This window comes from Nonomuraea sp. 10N515B, from assembly GCF_052245915.1.
Lineage (GTDB): Bacteria > Actinomycetota > Actinomycetes > Streptosporangiales > Streptosporangiaceae > Nonomuraea.
This window is the reverse complement of sequence record NZ_JBQQBQ010000003.1, coordinates 195,866-222,384: the sequence shown is the minus strand read 5'-3', so window position 1 is coordinate 222,384 and position 26,519 is coordinate 195,866. Positions and strand designations below refer to the sequence as shown.

The window sequence follows — 26,519 nt, the reverse complement described above, 5'->3', positions numbered from 1 at the left end:
CCGCCTGCGCTAGAGCAGCCCGGCCCCGGCCAGGAGCTTGCCGATCTGACCGATCTCGTCGTCGTTGAGCGGGATCTGCGGGAGCGCGGTGATCGGGCAGTCGATGACACCGCGCAGGTGCAATGCGGCCTTGAACGCCCCGAGCCCCGACGAGCTGCCGCCCATGCGCGTGCCGCCGACCCGGACGATCTCGAACAGCCTGACCAGGCGCTCCTGCTCCGCCCTGGCCGCCTGCCAGTCGCCGCCCGAGGCGTGCCGGTAGAGCTCGACGTAGCCGTGCGGGTCCACGTTCCCGAGCCCGGGCACGACGCCGTCGGCTCCCATCCACAGTGCCGAATCGACGGTCACTTCCGACCCGGTCAGCACGCTGAACGGCGCTTCCCGCCCCATGATGACCTGTCGCAGGCCGCCGTCGTCGCCGCTGGAGTCCTTGACCCCGGCCAGCACCCCCTCGGCGGCCAGCTCCAGCAGCAGCTCGGTGCTGAGTTTGGTGTGCACGGAGACCGGCAGGTCGTAGGCGTAGACGGGCAGGCCGCTGCGGGCGGCGATCGTACGGAAGTGGGTGCGGATCTCCTCCGGGTGGGTGCGCGTGTAGAACGGCGCGGTGGCCACCAGCCCGGACGCCCCGGCCTCGATCGCGACCCGCGCGTGGTCGAGCACCCGCGGCGTTGTCATGTCGATCACCCCGGCCAGCACCGGCACCTGCCCCGCCACGTGCCCGACCACGGTGTCCAGCACCACCCGCCGCTGCGCGTCCGTCAGGTAGGCCACCTCCGACGACGAGCCGAGCACGAACAGCGCGTCCACCCCGCCCGCCAGAAGGTGGTCGACCAGCCGCGTGAGTGACGCGGCGTCCACCGAGTAGTCAGGGGTCATGGGGGTGCATACCGGGGGGATGACGCCGGTCAAACTCATACGCGCTCCTGGATCAGCTCTACATCGGTCGCTCCCGCCGCCACCGGATGGTGACAGTGGAAGAGGTGGTCGTCGTCGGTCACCGCGGCGGGCATCTCCACCGCGCACAGGTCGTCCGCCCGCCAGCACCGCGTGCGGAACGGGCACCCGCTCGGCGGCCGCGTCGCCGACGGCACGGTGCCCACCAGCGGGATCGGGTTGATGGGCGAGATCAGCCCGGGCGTCGCGGAGAACAGCGCCCGTGTGTACGGATGCCGCGCCCCCAGCGGGACGGCCTGCGCCGGTGCCTGCTCGACGATCCTGCCCAGATACATGGTGACCACGCGGTCGCTCATCCTGCGCACGGTCTGGATGTCGTGCGAGACGAACACCAGCGCCAGCCCGAGCCGCTCCTTCAGATCCAACAGCAGGTTGAGGATCTGCGCACGGACCGACACGTCGAGCGCGCTGGTGGGCTCGTCGGCGATGAGCAGGTCGGGTTCGAGCGCGAGCGCCCTGGCCACGGCCACCCGCTGGCGCTGCCCGCCGGACAGCTGCCCCGGCAGCGCGTCGGCGGCGCTCCTGGGCAGGCCGACGAGTTCGAGCAGCTCGCGGACGCGGGCGTCGCGCTCGGCAGGGGTGCCGCGCCCGTGCACGTTGAGCGGGTCGCGCAGCACCTGCCTGACCGGCAGGCGCCGGTTGAGCGCGGTGGACGGGTCCTGGAAGACCATCCCGACACTGGAGCCGATCAGCGCCCGCCGCTCGGGCTCCTTCAAAGCCCACAGATCCTGGCCGCGGAAGACGACGGTGCCCGCGGTCGGCCGCTGCAGCCCCACCAGCACCTTGGCCAGCGTGGATTTGCCGCACCCCGACTCACCGACGACGCCGACGGTCTCGCCCGGGTTGACCGTGAGGTTCGCGGCGGTCAGCGCGTAGACGCGGTCGCGTGAGAACACCCCGCCCGAGCGGGCCTTGTGCACGACGTGCACGTCCGTCAGCTCAAGCACTCTGCTCACTCCTCACGAGGGCCACGGCCGGATGGTGGCAGGCCGCCACGTGCGTGGCGTCTCCTTCCAGCACCGGAGTCTCGGTACGGCACACGTCCGTGACCATCGGGCACCGGTCGGCGAAGCGGCAACCGGCCGGGAAGTCGGCCGGGGACGGCACCACGCCGCGGATCTGCGTGAGCCGCTCGGCCCCCGACTCCAGCGACAGCACCGAGCCGAGCAGGCCACGGGCGTAGTGGTGGGCGGGCGCGCCGACCAGCGTGGCGGTGGCGCCGGCCTCGACGATCTGGCCGCCGTACATGACCACCACGCGGTCGGTGACGTCGGCGACCAGTGCGAGGTCGTGCGAGACGAGGATGAGGGCGAACCCGAGCTCCTCCCGCAGTCGCAGCAGCAGCTCGATGACCTGGGCCTGGACGGTCACGTCGAGGGCGGTGGTGGGCTCGTCGGCGACGATCAGCTTCGGGTCGCGCGACAGCGCCATGGCGATGAGCACCCGCTGGCGCTGCCCGCCCGACAACTCGTGCGGGTAGGACGACAGCGTGCGGCGGGCGTCGAGGCCGACAAGCTCCAGCAGCTCGGCGGGGCTGCGCCGGCCGCCGCGCCGGGTGACCTGCTTGAGCTGGGCCTTGATGGTCATGGCCGGGTTCAGCGAGGACAGCGCATCCTGGTAGATCATCGCCATCTCGTGGCCGAGCAGCCTGCGCCGGGCCCGGCGCGGCAGCGCGAGCAGCTCCTTCTGGTCGAAGCGCACGTGCCCGCTGACGCGGGCGTCGCGCGGCTGCAGGCCCATGATGGTGAGCGCGGTCAGCGACTTGCCACAGCCGGACTCGCCCACCAAGCCGAGCACCTCGCCGGGACGCACCTCGAAGCCGATGCCGTCGACAATGTCCACCCCGTCGCCGAACCCGATGCGCAACCGCTCCACGGCGAGGATCGGCGGGCCCTGCGGGAGCGGGCGGGCGCGTTCGGCCAGCCGCTGGGCGGCCTCGGCCAGGCCGGGCAGCTCGACGATCTCGCCGGAGCCGGGGCGGGCCTGCTCGAAGGCGTCATCCTTGCGGACGACGGCCTTGGTGGCGGCGGGCGCCGCCCAGGCGTCGGAGATGCCCTCGGACAGGATGTTCAGCGCCAGCACGGTGATGAGGATCAGGAGGCCGGGGAAGACCGTGGCCCACCAGCCGCCGAGCAGGACGAGGTTCTTGCCGTCGGCGATGACGCTGCCCCAGGACGGGTTCGGCGGGCGTACGCCGGCGCCGATGAACGACAGCGACGCCTCGAACACGATCGCGTCGGCCACCATCACCGTGCAGAACACCAGCACCGGCGCCGCGCAGTTGATCGCGACGTGCCTGATGATGATGTGCGGGGTACGGGCGCCGATGATGCGCTCGGCCGCCACGTAGTCCTCGCCGTACTGGGCCAGCACATTGGCCCGCACCACCCGGGCCACCGACGGCATGTAGAGGAACGCCATGGCCATGACCAGCACCGGGATGCTGCCGCCGAACACGGCCACGAGCACCGCGGCCAGCGCGATGCCGGGGAAGGCCATGATCACGTCGAGCAGGCGCATGATGGTCTCGTCGACCGCGCGGCGCGAGGTGGCCGCGACCGAGCCGACGATCGCCCCGGCCGCCAGGGCGAGCCCGGTCGCGCCGAGGCCGATGAGCAGTGACCAGCGGGCCCCGTACAGGAGTCTGGACAGGATGTCGCGGTTGGCGCTGTCGAGGCCCATCCAGTGCTCGGCGGAGGGGCCGCCGCCGGCGGCTTCCTGGAAGTACGGCGAGTGCGGCGCGATCCAGGGCGCGAGCAGCGCGGCCAGCACGACGACGGCCATGATGCCGACCGCGACCCAGGACAAGGGCTTCAGCCGGCGGAACCGCATCCCGGGCCGGGCGAGGCGCTCCGTCAATCCACGTCTCATGCGGCGCTCCTGAGTCGGGGGTTGACCAGTAGATACAGAACGTCGACGACCAGGTTGACGACCATGAAGCCGACCGCGATGGTCAGCACCACGCCCTGGACGACGGCCGGGTCGCCGTCGCGTACCGCGTTGATCATGAGCTGGCCCATGCCGGGCAGGCCGTAGATCGTCTCGATGACCACGGTGCCGCCGATCAGGTAGCCGATGCGCAGGCCGAGCACGGTCAGCGGGGTGATGAGGGCGTTGCGCAGCACGTTGCGCCCGATCACGACGATCGGCGGCAGGCCGCTGCCGACGGCGGTCCGGACGTAGTCCCGGTCCAGCTCCTCCACCATCGACGTGCGGATGATGCGGGTGAGCTGGGCAGCGATCGGCAACGACAACGACAGCGCGGGCAGCGTCATGGACTGCAGCCAGCCGATGGTCGAGTCGGCCGGGTTGATGTAGCCGCCGGTCGGGAACAGGCCCTCGCCGACGGCCAGGTACTGGATCATCAGCAGCGCCAGCCAGAACGGCGGCGCCGCCACCCCGACCAGGGAGACCACCCGGATCACCTGGTCGGGCCAGCGGTCACGGAACAACGCCGCGGTCACGCCGAACACCAGCGACAACACCACCGCCACGGCCAGTCCGAGGAAGGTGAGCTGCAACGTCAGCGGCAGCGCGGTCGTCACGGACTCCAGCACCGGCTTCTTGGTGAGCACGCTGGTGCCCATGTCGCCCGTCGCCAGGTCGGCGACGAAGCGCACGTAGCGGATCGGTAGCGGGTCGAGCAGGCCGTTCTCCAGCTGGAACTGGTGGATCTGCTCGGGGGTCGGGTTCGCGCCCTGGAAGTAGGCGTACTCCGGCTTGCTGTTGGAGAAACGCATCACGATGAACACGAACGCGATCACCCCGAGCAGCACGGGGATCAGGATGAGGAGCCGCCGCAGCAGCATCCGGGCGACGAGCGTCATGTCCTCTTGGCCTGCAGGAGGTTGATGCCGGGGTAGGGCTGGGCGCGGATGCCGGACAACTTCTTCGGGTCCCAGGCGGTCATCAGCTCGTTGTGCACGACTGGGTAGAGGATGGCCTGCTCAGCCACGAAGTCCAGATATTTGTGGATGAGCTCGGTCCTCTTGGCCTTGTCCGTTTCCTTGCTGGCCTCGTCCATCATCGCGAAGAGCTTCTTGGCGTCGTCGCTGCCGTCCCACTTCGCGTACTTCATCCACAGGCCGCCGGGCACGTAGTTGTAGTGCAGGATCAGGTCGGCGTCCATGCCGAACTGGTTGGGGTTCGAGGCCGCCGCGACCACCTGGTAGTCCTGGAACTGGTCCATCTTGGTGAACAACGCGGCCGTGTCCTGCGGCTCCAGCGTGGTCTTGATGCCGATGGCCTCCCAGGAGGCGGCGATGGTCGGCAGGCAGTCGGCGATCCAGCTCACGTTGACGGCCATGAGGTTGATCGTCAGGTTGTCGACCCCTGCCTCCTTGAGCAGCGCCTTCGCCTTCTCCGGGTCGTAGTCGTAGACGACCGAGGCCCGCTTGTGGTCCGGGTGCCCCTCGTTGAGGAAGGAGCTGGAGGCCGTGCCGTGGCCCTTGAGCGCCACGTCGATCATCTTCTGCTTGTCGATGGCGTAGTGCAGCGCCTGGCGGACGCGTACGTCGTCGAACGGCTTGGTGCCCGTGTTGAACATCAGGAAGATGTGGTTCATGCCCTTGCCGCCCTCGACCGTCAGGCCTTGCTGCTTGAGCTGCTCGACGTTGGCGTACGGGATGTTGTCGGCGATCTGGGCCTCGGCCGAGCCGCCGGAGATCTTGGCGACGCGGGCCGCGGCGTCCACGATCGTCAGCCAGTTCATCTTCTTGACCGTGGCCGGGCGTGGGCCGTTGTAGCCGTCGAACGCCTCGAACGAGGTGTTGGACTTGGGGTTGTGGGAGGTCTGCTTGTACGGTCCCGAGCCCATCGTCATGCCGCTCTTCGCCTTGTCCCACGCGCCCGCCTGACTGAAGACGTGCTTGGGCATGATCTTGGCGATGGTCAGCCTGGGCGCGGCGTCGGGGAAGGGGAACTTGAAGACAAGCTCGACGTTCTTGTCGTCGACCTTCTTCACCTCCTGGAGCCAGGACTTGAAGAAGTTGCCGGTCAGGACATTGTCGGGGCCCAGGATCCGCTCGAAGGTGAAGACCACGTCGTCGGCCGTGACCGGCTGGCCGTCGTGCCACTTGGCGCCGTCCCGCAGGGTGAACGTCCAGGTGGTGGCGTTGAGGTCGGACGGCACCGCGGTGGCCAGCGCCGGGTAGGGCTCGCGGGTGATCGGGTCGGTGTCGAGTAATCCCTCGTAAACATGGCTGATCCCGGCCATCGCGAACGCCGACGCCGTCTGCGTGGGGTCCCAGCTCTGGTCGTTGCCGTACCCGATGACGGCGGTGATCAGGTCTTTGTTGGATCCGGCGCCTACCGAGCCGGTCGAGGCCGGACCTCCGGAACAGGCGGAGAGGGTTGCCGCGATGAACGCCGCCGCACCCGTCGCCCCGCTGTAACGCAGGAAGTCACGGCGGCTGAACTCAGAGCTCACGGATGCCTCCTGGTGCCTAACGTAGAACGTGGGACATCCCATGTCCTATCTTGTGCGTAACGTGGACGCTAAATGCTGCACGCGCTTGAGGTCAACAGAAGATTTCAGGATTGTTACCTACGACGAAAGGATCCTTCATGGCCGCAGTTCCGCGTCCGACACGGCCCAGCCGTGCCGTCGAGGCCCAGGAGGGCGTCAAGGACCTGATCGTCCGGCGCGGTCTGGTGGCAGGGGATCCCTTGCCGACCGAGTCCGAGCTCATGGAGCAACTCCAGGTGAGCCGCAACTCGATCAGGGAGGCGCTCAAGGCGCTGCAGGCGGTCGGCATCGTCGAGATCCGCCACGGCTTCGGCATGTTCGTGGGCCGCATGTCGCTGGCCGGGCTGGTGGACGAGCTGGCCTTCCACAGCCGCATCACGCTGCAGAACGGCAAGAATCACCTCGCGCACCTCGTCGAGATCCGCGAGCTCCTGGAGCGCGGTCTCGTCCAGCGCCTCATCGACCTGGGCGCCGAGGCCGACCTGACGCCGGTGGCCGACGTCATCGCCCGGATGGACGCCGAGGCCGAGCAGGGCCTGGTCTCGCCGGAAACCGACCGTCTCTTCCACGACCTGCTCTACCGGCCGCTCGGAAACCCGCTCGTGAGCCAGCTCCTGGGCGCGTTCTGGGATGTCTACTACCAGCTGCGTGACCACCTCGGCACGCCCGACGAGCCGCCGGGGGACGTGGCCAAGCGGCATCGCGACATCTACACGGCCGTGCTGGCGGGCGACGGGCCGGCCGCGGCCGCGGCCGTGACCGCCCACTTCGACGGCGTACGCAACCGGCTGGCCCGGCTCAGGGGCTGAAGGTCTTCAGGCGGGCCAGCGCTCCACCCGGCGCCAGTGCCGCCGCCATTCCCCGTACCATTGCGCGAACCACGGGTGGGCCCCGGCCAGCGGCATGATGTACGCGACGGTCTGCAGGTAGTAGCGCCGCTGGAACCGCCACGACATGCGCTGCAGCTCCTGCACGTTGCTCGCCCGGTCGGCCAGCTTCACGAGCACGGCCTGCGGAGGCGCCTTGACGAGCGAGCCCAGGTAGTCGCCCTTGGCCGCGCCGCGCGGCTTGGTCACCCAGCGCACGAGCTCCGCCACCCGATCCCCGAATCGCCGCGCGATCTCCCGCTCGGTGCATGGCGTGTCCTCCAGCACGTCGTGCAGCACGATCGCCACCAGCACGTCCCGGTCGTCGATCCCGGCGCCGGCCACGGCCACCTCCAGCGCCTCCAGCAAATGCTCCACGTACGGCCGCCCGGTCGGCCGCTGCTGCACCCCGTGCCACCGCCCGGCGAACGCGACCGCCTCCCGCAACGCGTCCACCGTGGTCGCCGGGAGCGCCCGCGCGAGCGGGACCTCCGCGTGCTTCCAGGACGGCCAGCTCGTGAAGATCTTCATCCCGCTCCTTCCTGTCTTAGGGTGAGAATATGGCCGAGATCGCCGTCCCCGACGGCTCCTGGACGTTCAACGGCGACATTCTGCGCGTCGTGCCGGGCAGCGACAAGGACGTCCACGATCTGCGCAAGACGCTGGGCGAGGTGGTGGTCCCGCGCGACGCTATCGCGGGGGTGGCGTTCGAGCCGGCACGCAAGGGCGGGCACCTGCGTTTGCGGTTGCGTAAAGGCGCCGATCCGCTGTCGGACGTGGCTGCGGGCGCGCTGACGGCGCCGGCGGACCCGTACCGGCTGTCGATCCCGAAGACCCGCACGGGTGCGGCCGAATACTTCGCCGACGAGGTCCGCGACACGCTGGTCGTCTACCAGACCCCGGCCGCCCCCTGCGAGGACTACCTGCTGCCCGGGCCCGACGTGCCCATCTCCGCCACCGCCGGCGACGGCACGGCCATCTTCGACGGCGAGCGCGTGCGGCTGGAGTGGACCGGGTTCGCCGGCACGGAGAAGGAGAAGGCGGGGCCGCAGGAGTACCCACTGTCGGATGTGTCCGGCGTGGAATGGAAGCCCCAGTCCGGCATGGGCTACGGCACGCTGCGCTTCCGGATCAAGGGCGAGGGGCCGGCCCAGCAGCCGCAGAAGGACCTGCGGTGCGTGTCGTGGGGGATCCAGCGCTTCGGCGGCGCGACCGCCCTGGTGGCCGCGGCCGTGCTCGCCCGCATCCCGCGCGACGTACCCGAGCTTCCGCCGCTTCCGCCGGGTGCCGACGACGTGCACGACGCGGTCCTGCGCCGCCTGGCCGAGCTGGGCGAGCTGCACCGCTCGGGCGTGCTGACGGACGAGGAGTTCGCCCTCGCCAAGCAGGCCGTGATCCGCCGCCTGCAACAATCCTGATCGACGGTGATCGGCCGTTCGGGCCTGGGCCGCGTCGTGCCCGTCGAGGGCTACTACCGCTGAGCCATGCACTATCCATGCCATTGACTCTTTGTAAAGAGCGACCCTCGGCGAAGCCCGCCGAAAAATTGAGCACAATCTGCTTCTGCGTTTCCGCGATTTTCGCTTCATTGTGAGGACGTCAGGCGAACCTTGCCATGACACGCACCGGCTCCCCAGCAGCGAAGCAGGTTACTCATGGTCAGAATGGTCAGACGTTCCCTCGCCATGCTCACCGTCTCCCTGGGCACCGTACTCGGGTTCGCTTTACCCGCCCACGCGGTGACCCTGGAGCAGAAGCTCGCCGCCCTCTCCCAGTTCTCCCAGCCCACCTCCACCAGCGCCGCCGCCTGGCGGTCCGCCTGGCAGAACCAGGCGGCTTGGGCCGACTACGCCTTCGACTGGTCGACCGACCTGTGCTCGAGCAGCCCCGACCGACCGCTCGGCTACGATTTCCGCATGCCGTGCCGGCGGCACGATTTCGGATACCGCAATTACAAGGTGGTCAACCAATTCCCGGCGAACAAGGCACGAATTGACGACGCGTTCTACTTCGATATGAAGCAAGTGTGCGCCCGCTACTCGGGACTGTCCAAGTCAACCTGTGACGGGATCGCCTGGACGTACTACCAGGCGGTCAAGCAGTTCGGCAGTCTCACCGTCACCGACGCGCAGATCCAGGAGGTCAAGCGGCAGACCGAGTTGCAGGCCGCTCAGAACGCCTGACTACAGTGCTGACCTTGCTCGACGGCTTCCGCTGGCAAGGCTCGCGCGTGATCGGCGATCGCGCGCAGACCTTGCCGGCGGTGCTCGCGCTGCACGGACCGGCAGGGGCCGGCAACCAGCGTCTGGTCGAGGACTACTACGGCTGAGCCTTCACCCGCCCTGAGCAGGTAGCCCCGCCAGGGGCCGCTCTTCCGGCGGCGACAGCGCGCGATAACCGGCCATCGTATCCCGCACGTCGTCGAGCGCCTGCCTGGACAACGCCTCCACCTGCTCGATCTCGCGGCGTGTCCGGTCGGGGACCGCGGCGATGAGGCGGGCGGCGAGCTGGCTCTTCAACGTCATGACCGACAGCCGGTGGCCAAGGACGTCGTGCCGGTCGGCTTACGAAGAGTAGGAGTAGTCCCCAAAGCAGGGATCGCAGTGGTCGAACCATGGCGCGCAGAGATTGCCGCATGACCAGCAGCGCCCGAAGTTCGACAGAGGCCGTTTTCCCGACAGCAGCACGTTGATGCGCTCGGCGGCTTCGCGTTCGGCCGCTGCGGCGTCGGCCGCGGTGATGCCGCCGAGCGGACCGAGGACTCGGACGGCAGTGCGCAGATCGCGGGCGATGCGGGCCTGTCGCTCAGCGGCTTGGAGGTCCCCGCAGCCACGGCCCAGAGCCTCGAGGGGGACGCCGCATAGGACTGCGCGGACGATCGGCACGAAGACCGGTGAATCGGTCTCGACTGGCAGGCGCATGAGCCGCCAGACCTCGCGCCCTCTGCCGCCCCAGCGGGTCACGATTGAACGGATGATCTTCCAGCGCTCGATCAGCCTGTCGACCGGCACCGGGCGTAGCGGTGGGGTGCGAGCGAGCGCAACCCAGCCCGCCAGCGCGTGCGGAAGCTCTGCGGGGGTGGGGTCGCCGAGTTCGGCCCAGGAGGGCGCCAGAAGAGCATGCGGTACGGCCAGGCCGGTTCCGATGGTGCCGTTGGCCGCCTTGACCGCGCGGCCGATCAGCGCGGAGTCGGCGGCCAGGCCGGGAAGCTCGCTGCGGTAGAGGCCCGCCCAGCCTTGGTCGGTCAGGCCGCGGCGGCCCGCCCGTCCAGCGATCTGGGCCGCTTCCCAGAGCAGCAGCGATCTGCGGCGGTGCCCGTCGAATTTCGACGTCTCGGCGAATGCCACCGCGTTCAGCGGCAGATTCACTCCGTGTCCGACCACGTCCGTGGTGACGATCACTTCGACCGATCCACCGGCCAACCGGGCGATCTGGGCGCGGCGCGCGTGCGGAGGCAGCGCGCCGTAAAGAACCGTGGCACTCCGGCCCGCCTCGGTGAGCTCACCATGCAGGGCCAGCACGGCCTTGCGGCCGAAGGCGACCACGGCCGAGCCGGCCGGAAGTGTCCCCGCGGTCCACGGCCCGCCGGACAGCAGCGGAGCGGACCGCGTGTGCCGTACGACCGCTACCTCGCCGAGCAGGTGTCGCAACAGCGGCTCTACCTCCGGCGCGGCGACGACATGAATAATCCGGTAAGCGCCCGAGTACAGCAATTTGGTCCAGGCCGGGCCCCGGTCTGGGTCGGCCAGCCAGTGGGCCTCGTCGATAACGGCGAAGTCGGCTTCGACAGGGGCGGCCTCAGCTGTGCAGCACAGCACGGGCGCGTCGGGATCGATCACCTCTTCACCGGTGATCAGGCCGACCCGGCCGAGTTTCGCCCGGAGCCGCTCATAGACCTCTGTTGCCAGCATTCGAAGAGGAGCGACGTAAACACCCGAGCCGTGCTCGGCCAGTCGCTCGATGGCCGCGTACGTCTTGCCGGAGTTGGTCGGGCCGAGGTGCAGCACCACCTGTTCGGGCGGCTCCTGCCGGACGGCGATGCGGACCCTGGCCCGGGCTGCGGCCTCCCGCTCCCGATCGGCCCGTCGGTGCCGCTGGGCCGCGAGCCGCTCACTGGCCTTGGCCGCAGCCTCACGTAGCGACTCGACGTCCGAGGTCCGCCAGTAGCGGACTGTGAGCTCCCTGCCGTACTTGTGGATCTCTTTCTCCCCGACCGACGCCAGCCCGTGTGCGGAGGCCAGTCTGGTGAATCTGCCCGGCGTGATGCCGAGCGACTCAGCCGCCTCGGTGGCGTTGAGGCGGCGCTCAGCCGCGAGCCTCTCCCGGAAGGAGGCCGGATCAGCCAGCGCCTGGATGATCGGCTCGGGGGCGAACTGGCTGCCGGTTTTGGTCAACAGGCCGACGTCGACGGCGAGTTCGATCTCCCAGACGGTCAGTCCAAGCAGTGTGCGGGTCTTCTCCCGGCCAAGTGGCCGATCAAGGGGGCTGTATGACACACAGTGACCTTACGACTACCCACTGACAATTCTTGGGCCTGCTGTGGCTGATCCCGGATCGTCAGCCATGCGCTGGCCCGCCGTGCCCAGGCGTCAGGACTTGGAGGGGCTGTCGCGGACCGCGACCTCGTGCTTGTCGCCCGGTGCGAGGAACTCCAGCAGCCGCAGCCCCTCCTGCTCGACCTCGTCCAGCACGGAGATCGGCGCCCACTGGTGGATGGTGAGCGTCGAGACGCCCTTGGCGCGGGCGACCGTCCAGTCCCCGGCCGTGCAGCCGTCCACCAGGATCGTCCGGGGCATCACGTTGGTGCCCATGAAGCCCTGCAGCGCCGCCATCCCCGCCTCCGTGATGACCCTGGACCGGTCGGCGTAGGACAGGAACAGGTTGTCGAAGTCGTACATCAGGCGCACCGGGGCCGGCACGTCCTCGCCGGGCCGCGGGGCGTCCGGCAGGTCGTACAGGGTGCGGCCCGCCTCGTCCCTGAACCGCACCAGGTCCATGGACTCCACCACCTCGCTCAGCCGGGTCAGCCCGGACCATGTCTGCACGTCCATCACCGACGCGGGCCCGAACGCCGCGAGGTAACGCCGCACCAGCTCGGCCGGCGTCATCGGCGGCGCCTCGAAGCCCAGCCAGGACTCCGCGCTCGTGTGCGCGACCGGCCCGCTCCTGCCCCACACGCCGCGCGGCGGCACCTGCACCAGCGGCACCAGCCACCGCACTCCCTGGCCCAGCGCGTGCGGGTCGTTCGCCGGCCACCGCTCCGCCAGCGCCCGCCCGAGCTCGGCGAACGTCATGGGCCGTGCCTCCAGCAGCGCCCGCCCGGTGGCCGCCAGCTCGTCGAGGTCCACCCCCGCCAGGCGTTTGCCGAACGTCGTCCGGGTCCCGCGCTCGGTGACCACCTGCAGCAGCGGGCGCATGGCCAGGCAGTCGCGGGCGCTGACGAGGTGGATGGTGGAGCGCTGCAGCGCAATGCGTACGAGGTCGCGCGACAGCAGCAGGTCGGCGGCGTCGGCCGGTTTGAAGCCGGCGATGCGGTTCCACAGGCCCGTGTACCAGGTGTGCGGTGTCTGCGCCTGCAACCCGCCGAGATGCTCGACGACGTCCACGACGCCTCTGGTGGTGCGGCGCAGCAGGAGCTGACGGTCGAGGGTGGCCCGGTTGAGCGCCCTGCGGGTGATGAGGGGATCCATGGGTCAACGGTAGGGGCTATTGCGGCCGATCCCAGGCCGCAATAGCCGACTCGGGTTACCAGGACACTGGACGGTCGCCGGACCAAGGCCCACGATGTATTGGTCTCCAGGGGGGTGAGTCCATGGCAGTACGCGCCCTTCGCACCGGACCCGAGCGTTCCGGCGACGAGCAGTTCGTCGGCCGCTGTCGGGAACTGGCGGTGCTCCATGCCCAGCTCGGCCGGGTCTGCGAGGGGCGGTCGAGTCTGGTGGTGGTGGAGGGGCCGGCGGGCATCGGTAAGACCGCGCTGGCCGGGGAGTTCCTGTCGGCGATCGAGAACGCGATCGTGCTGGACGTGAGCGGGGAAGAAGGGGAGGCCGAGCTGCCGTACGGCGTGCTGGGCCAGCTCGGGGCACAGACCCGGCCGCTGCCCGAGGTGCTGGGCCGCCTGTCGGGTCCCGGTGCCCACCCCCTGTCATCAGTGCCGGGTCCCGGCGGGCGGCCGTCGCCCGAGGCGCCCGATCCCGGGGCGCTCGCGCCGCCCGACCCGCTGGTGGTCGGGGCCGCGCTGCTGGAGCTGCTCGGCCGGCTGCAGCGCACCTCCCCGGTCGTCCTCGCGATCGACGGCGCCGGGTGGGCGGACCTGCCGTCGCTGCAGGCGTTGACGTTCACGCTGCGGCGGCTGCGTACCGACCGGGTGCTCGCCCTCCTGATCGTCAGGGAGAGCGACGATCCCCGCCTGCCCGACGGGCTGCGGCGGCTGCTGCGCAGCAGCGCCGCGCTCCGGCTGCCGCTCAGCGGGCTGAGTGCGCGCGAGCTGCAGGCGCTCAGCGCGAGGCTCGGCCCGGTACGGTTGACGCCCCAGGCGGCCGAGCGGCTGCACGAGCACACCAAGGGCGTCCCCCTGCACGCCCGCGCGCTGCTCCAGCAGGTACGCCCCGAGACCCTGGCCGACGTGGACGCCCCGCTGCCCGCTCCGCGCGCCTACACCGCCCTGGTGCTCGATCGGCTCGGGCAGTGCGGGAACGCGGCGCAGCGGTTGCTGACCGCGGCCGCCGTGCTAGGCACGTCCGCACCGCTGCACCTCGCCGCCCGCATGGCGGAGCTGGCCGAGCCGCTGCCCGCACTGGAGCAGGCCACGGGCGCGGAGCTGCTCGTCGAGTGGCGCACCGGGGCCGGGGTCTCGCTCGGCTTCCCGAATCCCCTGGTCAGAGCCGCCATCTACCACGACCTCGGCCCGGCCACGCGGCGCCGGCTGCACCTGCTGGCCGCCGATCTCGCCGACGACGTCGTGCACCGGCTGCACCACAGGCTCGCGGCCGCCGACCAGGTGGACGACGAGCTGGTGCGGGAGGTCGCGAGGATCGGCCGGCGGCAGGCGGCGGCCGGGCGGTGGTCCAGCGCGTGCGGGTGCCTGACACGGGCGGTGCAGCTCACCGGGGAGGGGGCGGCCCGGGACCGGCTCATCGCGGAGGCCGTCGAGGCGCTGCTCGCCGCCGGGCGGCCCGGGGACGCGGGCGCGTTGGCCGCCCAGGTGACGCCCGCAGCCGATCCCGCGGCGCGGGACTACGCGCTGGGATCGGTGGCGCTGGTGGCCGGGCGGCTGGAGGAGGCGGGACGGCAACTGGACAACGCCTGGTCCCACGCTACCCACGACCCTCGGCTGGCCTCCGGCATCGCCGGCCGCCTGGCCATGGCGTCCCTGATCCGCGGCGACGGCCCGGCCGCCGTCTTATGGGCCCTCCACGCCTCGCCCGCCGCCCCACCACCGCCGGCCCGGCCACCACGATCCGCCGGCCTGTCCCACGCGCCCCCTGCACGGTTCCCGGATGGTGATGAGTCGCGGCCGTCGCCTGGCGCGCGGACTTCGGCCGATGTGCGGACTTCGGCCGATGTGCCACTGGTGGGTGGCGGGCAGTTGGTGTGGTTCGCGCGGCTCGCGGGGCTCGGGCTGGCGGGGCGCATAGAGGAAGGGCTGACGTTGAGCGGGGACGTGGCCGGGGCCGGGCAAGCGGCGGGCGGCGAGCCGGCGAGCTCCGACGCGCTGCTCGGCAGGGGCATGTTGCGGATGTGGGCCGACGACCTGGCCGGCGCGCACGACGACCTGCTGGGCGTGCTCACCGTCGGCGCCGACGGGTCGGCGCCGTTCCAGCTGCTGGTGGCGACCGCGTTGGCCCAGGCCGAGTACCGGCTCGGCCGCTGGGACGAGGCGGCCGCGCACGCCGAGATCGGCGCGTCCGCCGCCGACGACTTCGGCCAGGTGTGGCTGGCGAGCTACGCTCATGCGGTGGCCGCCCTGGTGCCTGCCGCCCGCGGCGAGTGGGAGCGGGCGCTCGGCCACGTCCGCGCCGCCCGCGCCGCGTGCTGCCCGGACAACCTCTTGGCCCTGGTCAGCACGGCCGGCGCCGACGCGCTGACGGCCACCGCCAGGGGCGACCACGAGGCGACTGTGACCGCGCTCATGCCGCTGACCAGGACCGACCTGCCGGACGAGCCCGTAGTGGTCCTCTGGCGCACGCTCCTCGCCGACGCCCTGGTCAACGCCGGGCGGCTGGAGGAGGCCGAGGCCGTCCTGGTGCCGTGCGAGCTGTCGGCCCTGGTCAGGGAGCGCCGCAGCGTCCTGGCCGCGGCCGCCCGCGCCAGGGCCGGGCTGCTGGCAGCCAGGCACGAGCCGGCCGAGGCGGAGGCCGTCTTCCAGGGCGCGCTCGAGCACTCCGCCAAGATCGACATGCCGTTCGAGGAGGCCAGGATCCAGCTCGCGTACGGCACGTTCCTGCGCCGCCGAGGGCGCCGGGCGGCCGCCGCCGAGCAGCTGGAAGCGGCTCAGCTCACGTTGTCCAGGCTGGGGGCGCTGCCGTACCTGGAGCAGTGTGACGTGGAGCTGGCGGCGAGCGGGCGGGCGGTGCTGCGCCCTCAGGACACCGCCAGGCTGGGGCTGACACCGCAGGAGCACACTGTGGCGGTGCTGATCAGCAAGGGGCTGACCAACCGGCAGGCGGCGCGCAAGCTGGTGCTGAGCGTCAAGACGGTCGAATACCACCTGAGCCACATCTATACCAAGCTCGGCATCACGTCGAGGACGGCGCTCATCGGGAGGTTGAGCGATCTAAGGGAGTGAGCCGCCGCGGCCCGATAGGCGCTCGCACAAACCCAAGACGTACATACCTGGGCGCATGACGTGGGTGGTGGCTCGGCCCTACGCTGCTCTCCATGCACAAACGGGTGATCGACGGCCGCTTCGAGTTGATGGAGCGGCTCGGCGGCGGTGGCATGGGCCTGGTGTGGCGCGCCTGGGACGTGGCCCTGCACCGCGAGGTGGCGCTCAAGGAGGTACGCCCGCCGGACGCCTCCATGGACGAGCAGGACCCGACCCGCGCCCGCGAGCTGCGGGCCAGGGTGTTGCGCGAGGCCCGCGCCCTCGCCCGCCTCAACCACCCGCACGTGGCCACCATCCACCACATCGTCGACCCCGGCGACCAGGGTTACCCGTGGATCGTCATGGAGCTGGTCACCGGCGGCTCGCTCCAGGACCGCCTGCAGCGCGGCCCCCTGACGCCGGCCGAGGCGGCCAGGCTCGGCCGCGAGGTCTTATCGGCCCTGCGTGCCGCGCACGCCGTCGGCATCCAGCACCGCGACGTCAAGCCCGCCAACGTGCTGCTGCGCGAGGACGGCCGGTCGGTGCTCACCGACTTCGGCATCGCGGCGGTACGCGAGTCCACGAGCCTGACGGCCACCGGGTCGTTCATCGGCTCGCCCGAGTACATGGCGCCCGAGCGCATCAACGGCCACGAAGGCGACCCCGCCTCCGATCTGTGGTCGCTCGGCATGTTGCTGTACGTGGCCGTGGAGGGACGCCATCCGCTGCGCCGGAGCACCACGCTGGCGACGCTGGCCGCCGTGCTCAACCAGGACGTGCCGCCCCCGGAGCGCGCCGGGCCCCTCGGACCCGTGCTGTCGGCACTGCTCCGGCGCGAACCCGCCGCCCGCCCCGACGCCGCGACCCTGGACCGCATGCTGGTCTCGGCCACTGAGCCCGGCCCTGGCACGTTCCCACCGGTGCCCCCATCCGGCTACGGGGGTCATGCGGCGCCGCAGTCGCCCCCGTGGGGTGTGGCGCCCCAGCCGCCCCCGTGGGGTGTGGCATCGCAGGCGCCTCCGTGGGGTCCGGCGCCGATCTCGCAGGCGAAAACCGTGCGCTCGCAGCGCCCCCGCCGCGCCGCCGTCAACGTGGGGATCGCGCTCTCCATCGCAGCGCTCGCCGTGGCCGGCGTGCTGGTGTGGCGGTTCCTCCCGGCCACCACGACCACGGTCGCCGGCGGCGACCCGACGGCACTCAACGTCACCCCGGCCGCCAGCAGCGACCCCGAGACCCCGGCCGAGACCAAGACCGAGAGCGACGAGCCGGAGAACCTGCTGACCACCGCGGGCATGAAGGCCATGATCGCCAAAGTCAAGAACACCATCGGCGGCAGCAAGGTCGTCAGCATGACGGTCTACCCGACCTATGCCTTCATCGAGGCGCCGCTCGCGACGGACAAGGAGCTCTACGACAGGTACAGCTACCGCAACGGCGCCGTCACCCGCGTCGGCAACGGCGGCACAGTCGACGACCCTCTGGTGGACCTGGACACGTACAACTGGAACGTTCTTGCAACGCTCGTCAACAAGGCGAACAAGAGCCTGGGCGTTCCCAAGCCCACCTCGCGCTACGTGATCGTGGACCCTGACACCACGTCCGAGGCCCCGATTCTGCGCGTCTACGTGTCCGACGACTACAGCCGCGGGGGTTACCTGGTCGCCAACCCTGAGGGGAAGGTCCTCCGAACGTACCCGCACGAGTGACCGGAGACCGTCAGCACACGTCCTGGTAGCCGCTCTCCGGGATCAGGCGCGACCACTCCGCCCTGCTCAGCGGCCCGCCGGCCCGGGCGCACACCTCCTGTGCCGTCAGCGCGGGATCGACCGGGCTCTCGCGTACGCTGCCGTCCAGCGCCACGCCGCGCAGCCGCTTGCCGTCCTGGCTGAAGGCCAGCCCGGCGGCCCACGACGCGACCTGGCCGACCTCGCGCAACGTGTGCACGTCCCACAACGACGTACGGGCGGCGTCGACGGCCAGCAGGTCGCCCTCCGGGGAGAAACGCAGCTCGTCCACCGCCGACGTGCCCGTCTCGATCGTGCCCAGCCGGATGCGCCCGCGGACGTCCCAGAGCAGCACCCGGCCGCCGTCCAGCCCGAACGCCAGCGTGCGCCCGTCGGGGGAGTAGGCCAGCGCGGTGGGCACCGGCGCGTCGGCCGTGGCGGCGGTACGCAGGTCGAGCGGGGTGACCCTGCCCGTAGGCAGATCCAGCAGGTTGGCGCCGGCGGCAAGCGTCGAGCCGTCCGGGCTGAAGGCCAGCGCCAGGTCGCCCGCGCCCTCGTACACCCTGACCCGTCGCCCCGCACTCACGTCCCACGTCTCCAGGGTCCGGCCGCGTGCGGTGGCCAGCAGGTCGCCCTTGGGGGAGAGCGCCACGGCCAGCACGTCGCCGCCCGCGTCGATGGACGTCACCAGGTTGCTGCCGGCCACGTTCCACACGGTCACCGGGTCGCCGGCCACGGCCAGCAGGCGGCCGCTCGCGTCGAAGGCGAGGTCGCCGGCGGCGGTGATCCTGCCGAGCTTCCTGTGTTCCACGGTGTCGGTGAGCTCGATCGCGTTGCCGACCTCCTTGGCCGCGTACCTGCCGTTGCCGGAGAACGCGGCGGCCGCGTGGTCGTCGGCGGGCGCGGGCAGCCCGGACACGGCGAGCGAGACGACCGAGCCGGTGCCGCTCAGGTAGCGCAGCGTCTGCCCGTCGGTGGAGAAGGCAACGCCGGGCTGGGGGTCCTTCAGCGGGTAGGAGCCGGCGAGCCGGCGCTCGGCCACGTTCCACACGCGGACCTCGCCGGCGCCGGGCAGGGCGAGCAGGTGGCCGTCCGGGCTGAAGACGGGGACGTCCGCCGAGGTGCCGTGGGGCGCCGCCGCAGGCCCGGTTACCGCGGCATCCTCCTGGCGCGCCGTGGGCGTGCCGCCGGTCCGCGCATCCCTGCCGAGGGCGTCGGCCGCCGAGTCCACCAGCGTGACCCCGTCCCGTCCCGCCACGGCCAGCACGCTCCCGTCCGGGCTGAACGCCATGGACGGCGCCGCGGCGTCCGCACCGCGCAGCGGGCGCACCTCGACGGTCGCCGTCCTGGTCCGGCCCGCGAGCTCCCACAACTCCACCCGCCCGCTCACGCGGGAGACGGCCGCCCTGGTCCCGTCCGCCGACAGCGCCACCTTCCGGTCGGCGACCTCGAACAACACCCGGCCGCCCCGGTAGACCCTGGTCCGATTGCCCCTGCTGATGGCGTAGACGCCCGCGGCCGGCGGGCGCCCGGTCGCCACGTCGAACGGCCGGCCGTCCACCCCCTCCGCGAACCGCCCGTCGTCGCTCAGCGCCGCGTTGCCCGGCGGCAGCCCGTACGAGGCCACGCGCTGCCCGGTCCCCACGTCCCAGATCGTGACCCCGTCCACGTCCCACTTGACCAGCTCGTCACCGCGCAGCAGGTATCGGGCCCGCGAGTCCGGCGCCGGATCGGTGAACACACCGACCTCCGGCTGCACGAGCGAGGCCTGCAACGCCGCCCGTGCCTCGAACACCGGCGACATCCGCCAGGCGGCCACGCTCAGCCGCATCGCGGTGCGCGGATCCGAGGTCCGCAGCGCCTCGGCCCGCGCCGCCACGGCCCGCGCGTTGGCCTCGATGAGCCGTCCGCGCAGCTCGTTCTGGCCCTGCACGGAGATCACCGACATCGACACCGCGACCGCCAGCACCGCGACCAGCGTCGTCAGCACGGGGATCAGCAGCCTCCTGCGCTGCTTGGACAGGGTCACGCTGTCGTTGATGAAGTCGCGTTCGAGCTGGTTGAGCCGCAGATGGCGGCGCTTGGTCGCGGCCCAGCCGAGCGCCGAGTCCAGCTCTTCGCCGCGGAAGAGGTGACTTCTCCCGCGGCGGCGCTGCGACCAGTGACCGGCCGCCTCCCTGATGCGCCGGTGCACCAGCATGCTCTCGCGCTCGTCCGCCACCCAGCCGCGCAACCTCGGCCACGCCCGGTACAACGCGGCGCTGGCGGGCGCCACCCGGCCGTCGCCGACGGCCACCAGCTTGCCGACGGGGGTCTCGGTCGGCGGGACACGCACGCTGCGCCGCACCAGGAGCCCGGCGTCCAGGAGCGGCCCGAGCACGTCGCCCTCGTCGTGCGGGCTGTCGCCGTCCAGCAGGCGCAGCAGCAGGCCGGGCACTTCCTCCTGCTGTCCGGGGGTGAGGGCCAGGTAGGCCTCCTCCGCCACCTCGCCGAGCGAGCGCGGCCCCGCGTGACCCTCGGGGGGACGCAGCTCGGCGGTGCTCTCGATCCGCAGCTCCGCCGCGACGGGACGGCCGGCCGGGTCCTTGGCCAGCGCGCGCCCGACCAGCTCGCGCAGCGGGTCGGGCAGCGTGCTCAGATCGGGGTCCACCGTCAGAAGCCGGTGCATGACCCCGCCCAGGCTCTCCCCGCGGAACGGGTCGTGGCCGGTCGCCGCGAACAACACCACCGCTCCCCAGGCGAACACGTCGGCCGCCGCCCCCGCCTCCGTGCCGGTCAGCACCTCGGGAGCGAGGTACGTGAACGTGCCGTCCCTTCCATCCATGGCCCCCGCGCCCGGCAGGCCCAGCTCGATCACCTTGGGGCCGTCGTCCGCCAGCAGCACGCTCTCGGGATTGAGCCCGCGATGCGTCAGCCCCGCCTGGTGCAGTGCGCCCACGGCAGCGGCCAGCGCGGCGGCCAGCGCGACCAGGTCGTCCTCTTTGTACGGGCCGTGCAGCTCGACCGCCCGCCGCAGGTCCGGACCGTCGACGTATTCGCTCACCACATAGGGCACGCCCTCGTCGACCCCGACGGCGACCACGTCGGCCAGATGGGGGCAGCTCACCCGCTCGAACCGAGGCTCGCCGGTCTCGCCGCGCGGCACCGTGACCGCGTATCTGCGGCCCTCGTCGTCGTAGGCGTCGTAGACCACGCCGCGCCCGCCCGCGCCGAGCCGGGCCGCCAGCCAGTAGCCGCCAAGCCTCTCAGGATCGCCGGGCACCATCATCACTGATGCTTAGATGCGTGGCAGGGTTCATTGGTTGTCCGAAATGACGCCACAGGCCCCCCGCGCCTCGAAGGACCCAGGCGTCATGATCATTATGCCACCTCCGGGCGTCCCCTCGGTACGGTCACCGGTGCACCGGCTTGCCCAGCGCCTGCAGCACCGCGTCCCGCACCTGCTCAGGACGCAGGACGCCGACGTCGCACACCAGGTCGGCGATCGCACGGAAGAAGGGCGTGCGGCGCGCCCGCATGGCCGCCGGGTCGAAGTCGGGACGATGGTCGCCGGATTGCATCCGCTGGGCCAGCACGTCGTCGGAGGCGTCCACCCACACCACGAAAGGATCACGCAACGCCGCCCGCACCCGCGGGTCCTCGACCGTGCTGGCCGCCGCCGCGATCACCTTGGGCTCGCCGGCCAGCTCATGGAGCACATGATCGGCCTCGTACCGGTGCAGCGTGTCGGCGCCCTCGCAGCGGGCGATCTGCGCGGCCGTGCCGCCGTACCGGGACTCCAGGAACGGATCGCTGTCGCTCAACTCCAGCCCCAGCGCCTGCGCGATCAGGCGGCCGTTAGTGGTCTTGCCGGATCCCATCAGCCCGATCATCACGACGTGTTTGTTTTTCGACATGTGGATAGAGGTTCCTTCGTGTCAAGGAGGTAACCCTGATGACCATCGCCGGAAGCATCATCCTCATCATGCTCGGCGCGATCCTCACCTGGGCCGTCGAATTCGACCTCGCCGGCCTCGACATCAACGTCGTGGGGGTCATCCTCATGCTCGGCGGACTCGTCGGACTCCTGTTCGGCATCTACAGGATCAGCGTCACCCGTAGGGCGGTCGGCCCGATCGACGAGCCGGTGCACCGCCACGACGTCTACGAGGAGCCTGAGCCCCGCAGGACCACCGTGTACGAGGAACGCCGCCACTACGACGAACCACCGCTGTAGGAGGTGAATCGGCATGCCTGCTGTTGAAGAACTACCCACGACCATCAGGCGTTCGCCGAAGAAGGCGCAGACCACGTGGATCAAGGCGCACGACAATGCCGTGGAGCAGTACGGCGAAGGCCGCCGCGCCCACATGACCGCGTTCGCCGCGCTGAAGCACTCCTTCGAGAAGGTCGGCGACCATTGGGAGCCCAAGTCGAAGAAGGGACCTTCCGACAAGGGAGCGACGGACCGATCCGGTCGTACGGCCGAAGGCGTGGACGCCAACGCCAGCAAGGAGCACCTGCAAGACGTGGCCGCCAGGCTCGGCGTGCGCGGCCGGTCCAAGATGACCAAGCAGGAGCTGGTCGGCGCCATCAAGAAGGCCAACCGGCAGGCCACCGCCAAGGCGCGGTGACCTTCGCCGGAGAAGGACAACCGGTCACAACAACCGCTTGACCGCCGCGGCTATGGCGTGGCGGTCAATGCGTGCGTCGGCCAGTTGCTCCTCCGGCGTCGCGGACCCGGGCAGCTCCGTCACTCCCAGCTTGATCACCCGCGGCCCGAGCTCGCTCACGGCGTCCATGACAGCATCGCCGAGCCCGCCTTCCAGCCGGTGATCCTCGACCGTGATCAGGTTGCCCGTCGTGGTGGCCGCCTCGGTCAGCGCCGCCGCGTCGACCGGCTTGACCGAGTACAGATCGATCACCCCCACCGGGACGCCGGCCCCGGCCAGCTCGTCGGCCGCCGCCAGCGCCTCGTGCACGGTCACCCCGGCCGCCACGATCGTGGCCCGGTCGCCGGGGGAGTGCCGCAGCACCCGCGACCCGCCGATGGGGAAACGCTCGCCCGGTTCGTAGATCACGGGCGTGGCGCCGCGCGTGGTCCGCAGGTAGGACACGCCCTCGACGTCCGCCATCTCGGCCACCAGCGCCGCCGCCTGGTTGGCGTCGCACGGATACAGCACGGTGCTGCCGTACAGGGCACGCAGCATGGCCAGGTCCTCCAGCCCCATCTGCGAAGGACCGTCCTCCCCGATCGCCACGCCCGCGTGCGAGCCGACCAGCCGGATGGAGGCCCGGCTCACCGCGGCCATCCTGATGAAGTCGTGCGCCCGGGTGAAGAACGCCGCGAACGTGGCCGCGTACGGCCTCCACCCCCGCACCTGCAGCCCGACCGCCGCGGCCACCATCTGCTGCTCGGCGATGTACATCTCGAAGAACCGCTCGGGGAAGGCCGCGCCGAACGTCTCGGTCTTGGTCGAGTCCGCCACCTCGCCGTCCAGCGCCACCACCTCGCCCCTGGCCGCGCCAACCGCCTTGAGCGCCTCCCCGTACGCCGTGCGCGTGGCGACCGCGTCGCCCACCTTGTACGCGGGCAGCTCCAGCCGCCCGCCCTCGAACCGGTGCGCCGCGGGCGCCGGGTCGGGCATGCGTACGTCGACCCGCACGTTCCGCGGCCCGCCCAGCTCCTCGACGGCCTTGCCGGGATCCTTCAGCGCCTTGCCGTGCGCGCCCTCGCGGTTCTCGACCTCCAGCACGCCTTCGCCCTTGCGGGTCTTGGCCAGGATCACGGTGGGCCGCCGGCGTGTGTTGCAGGCGTCGTTCAGCGCGAAGTCGATCTGCCCGGGATCGTGCCCGTCGATCTCGATCGTGTGCCACCCGAACGCCCCGAACCTGCGCGCGTACGCCCCGGTGTCCCACCCGTGCCTGGTGGGGCCGCGCTGCCCGAGCCTGTTCACGTCGACGATGGCGGTCAGGTTCGCCAGCCCTTCTTCCCCGGCGTGCTCCGCGGCCTCCCAGATCGATCCCTCGGCCAGCTCGCTGTCGCCACAGAGCACCCAGATCCGGTACGGCAGCCGTTCCAGCCGACCGGCCATGGCCACCCCGACCCCGACCGGCAACCCCTGACCGAGTGACCCGGTCGCCACGTCCACCCAGGGCAGGCGGGGGGTCGGATGGCCTTCCAGCCGGCTCCCGCGCTTCCTGAACGACAGCAACTCCTCGTCATCGATGATCCCCGCCGCCTTATAAAGGGAGTAGAGCAGGGGAGAGGCGTGCCCCTTGGAGAAGATCAGGTGGTCGTTGGCCGGGTTGCCGGGGTTTTCGAAGTCATACCGGAGATGGCAGGAGAACAACACGGCCATGAGGTCGGCCGCTGACATGGACGAGGTCGGGTGGCCGGAGCCGGCCGCGGCGGCGGCCCGTACGGAGTCGACGCGTAGTTGCGCGGCCAGCTCGGCCAGGTATCGAAGATCGCGCTCAGGCATCATGACCTCCTCGAGACGGTTCCTGGCCGCCTACCCCCTCCGGCCCGCTTAACTCGACCCATCCCGCTCCCCGGAACACGTGCCGGACCCGTGGCCCGCACCTGCCCCGTCGTCGCACGCCGGCCGCCCGCTGGTCCGCGTGAAACCGGGCTAGCGGACCCGTGGCAGGACCTCGCGCGCGTAGAAGTCGAAGAACACGTCCTGCTCGTCGCCGATCTGGCTGACGTACACCTCGGTGACCGACTGCGCGAGCTGCTCGAAGTGGCGCGGCAGCGGAAGGAGCTGTGAGGCCTCGCCCTTGATGCCCTGCGTGGGCCACAGGCGGTGCACGGTCTTCCGCGCTGACCCCTCATCGGCGGCGTAGCAGGCCTTGAGCCCGCCGAGCGTCGGCTTGCCCGCGCCGCCGGCCTGGCGGAACGCCTGGACGGACTCGGCGTTCGGGGCGGTGGAGATGTAGCCGTCGGCGATGCGCCCGGCCAGCCCCGTGGACTTCTCGCCGAACCCCGACATGAGGATGGGCGCCGGCTCGTCCGGCAGGGTGTAGAGCCGCGCGGTGTCCACCCGGTAATGCTCGCCCCGGTGGGTGACCAGCTTGCCGGTGAACAGCTCCCGCATCAGCGCGACGGCCTCCTCCAGCATCTCCAGGCGCTCGGCGAGCGGCGGCCAGCGGGACTCGATCACGTGCTCGTTGAGCGCCTCGCCGGTGCCCACGCCGAGCCGGAAGCGGCCGCCGGTCAGTGCCGCCGTGGTGGCCGTGGCCTGCGCGATGACCACCGGGTGGGTGCGGATGAGCGGGCACGTCACACGCGTTCGGCGGCCTTGGCCTGCCGTACCAGCTCTTTGGGGCCGTGCTCCTCGCGAGACAGGAAATAGCCGAATGTCGTCATACGTTTTTCCCTGCCCTTTGCGGCGGGGGAAACATGTTAAGTAGCGGGCCCCCAGGGCAGTTGCAGCCCATGGCTACTTTGCTCTGGATCATCGCAGTCATTCTCGTCATCGCCGGGATCTACGTGATTCTGGCGCGGCGCGACCTTCTCTGGGGGATCGTCCTGATCGTCCTTGGTTTCCTGGTCGGGCCCGGCGGGATCAGCATCTTCAATGTCTAGGGGCACCGGTAATTCGGTCCCCCTTATCTCCGCCGGAGTTTGCCGAAAGATCGTAAGCTGCGCACCTCACCAGATGCGCAGCGAGGCCATAGTCGACGAGGCCACCGCAGCAATCGCCGCACAGGTCCTCTAGAAGTGCTCTGATTCGCCCATGGAGTAGATGCCGTAGGCCCGGCGCAGCACCGGCAGCGCCACGTTGCGCACCCTGATGCCGCCTGGGGTCATGCCCTTCTCAGTGCCCTTGTGCGCGTGCCCGTGCACGATCAGGTCGGCGCCGGCCGTGTCGACCGCCTCGGCCAGCAGGTAGCTGCCGAGGAAGGGGTAGATCTCCGGCGGCTCGCCCTCCAGCGTCTCCTTGATAGGGGAGTAGTGCGACACGACCACGCGGTGGTCGGCCACGATCTCCTTCAGCGCGACCTTCCACGCCTCGGCGATGTAGCGGGTGTGGGCCACGAAGTTCTTGATCTCGCGCTCGCCGAACTCGCTCGCGCACTTTCCGGCGTACCCGCCGCCGAAGCCCTTGCCTCCGACCACGCCCAGCTTGTGCTCACCGCATTCGACCACCGCGCCGTCGTCGTCGAGCACGACGACCCCGGCGTCGCGGAGCTCGCCGGCGATCTCGTAGTGCAGGTCCGAGTGGTAGTCGTGGTTGCCGAGCACCGCGACGACCGGGATGGGCAGGTCGCGCAGTTCGTCGGCCACCACCTTGCCCTCCTCCAGCGTGCCGTGCCTGGTCAGGTCCCCGGCCAGCAGGAACACGTCGGCCCGGTCCTCGATACCCGCAAGTTTCTTGCGGTATTGGCCGCGTTGGTCCTCTCCCAGGTGGATGTCTCCCACGGCCGCTATGCGCAGGTCAATCAAGGTGCTCATCCTCTCCTGGCTCGCTGAAGTCCACGACCTTGATCTCGTTGTGCACGCGGAGCTCGGGTGCCGCCTCGTGCGCCACCTGGCCGAGCCGTTCGCGCTGCTCGGCTCCGCTCACCTGACCCCGCAGGAACAGCTGGTCGCCTCTTATATCCACGCGAATGCCGAGCTCGTGTGTGCGTCCGTCCTCGGCCAGCGCTTGCTGGACGCGGGCCGCGACGTACTGCGGAGCTTCCATCGCTCGCCTCCTTCTTCTGTCGCCGCATGC

The 26,519-nt window shown here is 70.9% G+C and carries 23 protein-coding genes and 1 pseudogene; 9 read left to right on the top strand and 15 right to left on the bottom strand.

The window, feature by feature from the left end:
* Positions 1-9 precede the first annotated feature (9 nt).
* From ACTWQA_RS05550 to ACTWQA_RS05530, 5 genes are read right to left on the bottom strand one after another with little or no spacing between them, the layout of a single operon-like run.
* Entirely contained in the window at positions 10-915 is a 906-nt protein-coding gene (locus ACTWQA_RS05550) for a dihydrodipicolinate synthase family protein (protein WP_443158202.1), read from the bottom strand.
* Positions 912-1,901 carry an ABC transporter ATP-binding protein gene (locus tag ACTWQA_RS05545; RefSeq protein ID WP_327589310.1) on the bottom strand — a complete coding sequence of 330 codons (990 nt, stop codon included), beginning with the start codon at positions 1,899-1,901 and terminating at the stop codon, positions 912-914. Before ACTWQA_RS05545 ends, ACTWQA_RS05550 begins: the two co-directional genes overlap by 4 nt.
* The gene (locus tag ACTWQA_RS05540) at positions 1,894-3,825 is read right to left on the bottom strand and encodes a dipeptide/oligopeptide/nickel ABC transporter permease/ATP-binding protein (protein WP_443158201.1); all 1,932 of its coding nucleotides are present in this window, start codon (positions 3,823-3,825) and stop codon (positions 1,894-1,896) included. Before ACTWQA_RS05540 ends, ACTWQA_RS05545 begins: the two co-directional genes overlap by 8 nt.
* Positions 3,822-4,781: an ABC transporter permease gene (locus ACTWQA_RS05535; protein WP_327589312.1), complete on the bottom strand. Its 960-nt coding sequence runs from the start codon at positions 4,779-4,781 to the stop codon at positions 3,822-3,824. Before ACTWQA_RS05535 ends, ACTWQA_RS05540 begins: the two co-directional genes overlap by 4 nt.
* The gene (locus tag ACTWQA_RS05530) at positions 4,778-6,382 is read right to left on the bottom strand and encodes an ABC transporter substrate-binding protein (protein WP_443158200.1); all 1,605 of its coding nucleotides are present in this window, start codon (positions 6,380-6,382) and stop codon (positions 4,778-4,780) included. The genes ACTWQA_RS05535 and ACTWQA_RS05530 overlap by 4 nt, the downstream gene beginning before the upstream one ends.
* A 137-nt stretch (positions 6,383-6,519) precedes the next feature.
* Here ACTWQA_RS05530 and ACTWQA_RS05525 point away from each other — a divergent pair, with 137 nt between their 5' ends.
* Entirely contained in the window at positions 6,520-7,230 is a 711-nt protein-coding gene (locus ACTWQA_RS05525; protein WP_305916549.1) for a FadR/GntR family transcriptional regulator, read from the top strand.
* A gap of 6 nt (positions 7,231-7,236) precedes the next feature.
* On the opposite strand, the gene ACTWQA_RS05520 is transcribed toward ACTWQA_RS05525, so the two are convergent.
* On the bottom strand, positions 7,237-7,818 hold the full coding sequence (locus ACTWQA_RS05520) for an HD domain-containing protein (RefSeq protein WP_443158199.1): 582 nt from the start codon (positions 7,816-7,818) through the stop codon (positions 7,237-7,239).
* A gap of 29 nt (positions 7,819-7,847) precedes the next feature.
* On the opposite strand from ACTWQA_RS05520, the gene ACTWQA_RS05515 reads away from it, so the two are divergent.
* The 3 genes from ACTWQA_RS05515 (at position 7,848) to ACTWQA_RS05505 (ending at position 9,616) form a co-directional block, all read left to right on the top strand.
* Positions 7,848-8,705 (top strand): DUF4429 domain-containing protein, encoded by an 858-nt coding sequence (locus ACTWQA_RS05515; RefSeq protein WP_443158198.1) that lies wholly within the window; start codon positions 7,848-7,850, stop codon positions 8,703-8,705.
* Positions 8,706-8,951: 246 nt separating this feature from the next.
* Positions 8,952-9,470 (top strand): phospholipase, encoded by a 519-nt coding sequence (locus ACTWQA_RS05510; RefSeq protein WP_443158197.1) that lies wholly within the window; start codon positions 8,952-8,954, stop codon positions 9,468-9,470.
* A 14-nt stretch (positions 9,471-9,484) separates the two neighbouring features.
* Positions 9,485-9,616, top strand: a complete 132-nt coding sequence (locus ACTWQA_RS05505; RefSeq protein WP_443158196.1) for a hypothetical protein — start codon at positions 9,485-9,487, stop codon at positions 9,614-9,616.
* A 4-nt stretch (positions 9,617-9,620) separates the two neighbouring features.
* Here ACTWQA_RS05505 and ACTWQA_RS05500 read toward each other — a convergent pair.
* The 3 genes and pseudogenes from ACTWQA_RS05500 to ACTWQA_RS05490 form a co-directional block, all read right to left on the bottom strand.
* Positions 9,621-9,830: pseudogene (locus ACTWQA_RS05500) on the bottom strand (histidine kinase); the annotation flags it as partial.
* Between the two features lie 21 nt (positions 9,831-9,851).
* The gene (locus ACTWQA_RS05495) at positions 9,852-11,783 is read right to left on the bottom strand and encodes a helicase-related protein (RefSeq protein ID WP_443158195.1); all 1,932 of its coding nucleotides are present in this window, start codon (positions 11,781-11,783) and stop codon (positions 9,852-9,854) included.
* Positions 11,784-11,876: 93 nt separating this feature from the next.
* The gene (locus ACTWQA_RS05490) at positions 11,877-12,977 is read right to left on the bottom strand and encodes a winged helix DNA-binding domain-containing protein (RefSeq protein ID WP_443158194.1); all 1,101 of its coding nucleotides are present in this window, start codon (positions 12,975-12,977) and stop codon (positions 11,877-11,879) included.
* Between the two features lie 122 nt (positions 12,978-13,099).
* Here ACTWQA_RS05490 and ACTWQA_RS05485 point away from each other — a divergent pair, with 122 nt between their 5' ends.
* Positions 13,100-16,075 (top strand): ATP-binding protein, encoded by a 2,976-nt coding sequence (locus tag ACTWQA_RS05485; RefSeq protein WP_443158193.1) that lies wholly within the window; start codon positions 13,100-13,102, stop codon positions 16,073-16,075.
* A 92-nt stretch (positions 16,076-16,167) separates the two neighbouring features.
* Positions 16,168-17,799, top strand: a complete 1,632-nt coding sequence (locus ACTWQA_RS05480; RefSeq protein WP_443158192.1) for a protein kinase domain-containing protein — start codon at positions 16,168-16,170, stop codon at positions 17,797-17,799.
* Between the two features lie 10 nt (positions 17,800-17,809).
* Here the strand turns inward: ACTWQA_RS05480 and ACTWQA_RS05475 are convergent, their stop codons facing one another.
* The gene (locus ACTWQA_RS05475) at positions 17,810-21,085 is read right to left on the bottom strand and encodes a protein kinase domain-containing protein (RefSeq protein ID WP_443158191.1); all 3,276 of its coding nucleotides are present in this window, start codon (positions 21,083-21,085) and stop codon (positions 17,810-17,812) included.
* Positions 21,086-21,209: 124 nt separating this feature from the next.
* Entirely contained in the window at positions 21,210-21,713 is a 504-nt protein-coding gene (locus ACTWQA_RS05470) for a shikimate kinase (RefSeq protein WP_443158190.1), read from the bottom strand.
* Positions 21,714-21,751: 38 nt separating this feature from the next.
* Between ACTWQA_RS05470 and ACTWQA_RS05465 the strand changes: the two genes are divergently transcribed.
* On the top strand, positions 21,752-22,033 hold the full coding sequence (locus ACTWQA_RS05465; protein ID WP_305916539.1) for a hypothetical protein: 282 nt from the start codon (positions 21,752-21,754) through the stop codon (positions 22,031-22,033).
* 13 nt (positions 22,034-22,046) lie between these two features.
* Complete coding sequence (locus ACTWQA_RS05460) at positions 22,047-22,430, top strand: ChaB family protein (protein WP_443158189.1); 384 nt, start codon at positions 22,047-22,049, stop codon at positions 22,428-22,430.
* 24 nt (positions 22,431-22,454) lie between these two features.
* Here ACTWQA_RS05460 and ACTWQA_RS05455 read toward each other — a convergent pair whose 3' ends face one another.
* A complete protein-coding gene (locus tag ACTWQA_RS05455; protein ID WP_443158188.1) occupies positions 22,455-24,284 on the bottom strand; it encodes a transketolase in 1,830 nt (609 codons plus the stop codon).
* Positions 24,285-24,431: 147 nt separating this feature from the next.
* The gene (locus ACTWQA_RS05450; RefSeq protein ID WP_443158187.1) at positions 24,432-25,085 is read right to left on the bottom strand and encodes a TIGR03557 family F420-dependent LLM class oxidoreductase; all 654 of its coding nucleotides are present in this window, start codon (positions 25,083-25,085) and stop codon (positions 24,432-24,434) included.
* Positions 25,086-25,237: 152 nt separating this feature from the next.
* Between ACTWQA_RS05450 and ACTWQA_RS05445 the strand changes: the two genes are divergently transcribed.
* A complete protein-coding gene (locus ACTWQA_RS05445) occupies positions 25,238-25,387 on the top strand; it encodes a GPGG-motif small membrane protein (RefSeq protein WP_305916535.1) in 150 nt (49 codons plus the stop codon).
* 129 nt (positions 25,388-25,516) lie between these two features.
* Here the strand turns inward: ACTWQA_RS05445 and ACTWQA_RS05440 are convergent, their stop codons facing one another.
* Both ACTWQA_RS05440 and ACTWQA_RS05435 read right to left on the bottom strand, forming a co-directional pair.
* Entirely contained in the window at positions 25,517-26,257 is a 741-nt protein-coding gene (locus tag ACTWQA_RS05440) for a metallophosphoesterase family protein (RefSeq protein WP_443158186.1), read from the bottom strand.
* Positions 26,241-26,489: a BON domain-containing protein gene (locus ACTWQA_RS05435; RefSeq protein ID WP_138664103.1), complete on the bottom strand. Its 249-nt coding sequence runs from the start codon at positions 26,487-26,489 to the stop codon at positions 26,241-26,243. The genes ACTWQA_RS05440 and ACTWQA_RS05435 overlap by 17 nt, the downstream gene beginning before the upstream one ends.
* Positions 26,490-26,519: the final 30 nt, after the last annotated feature.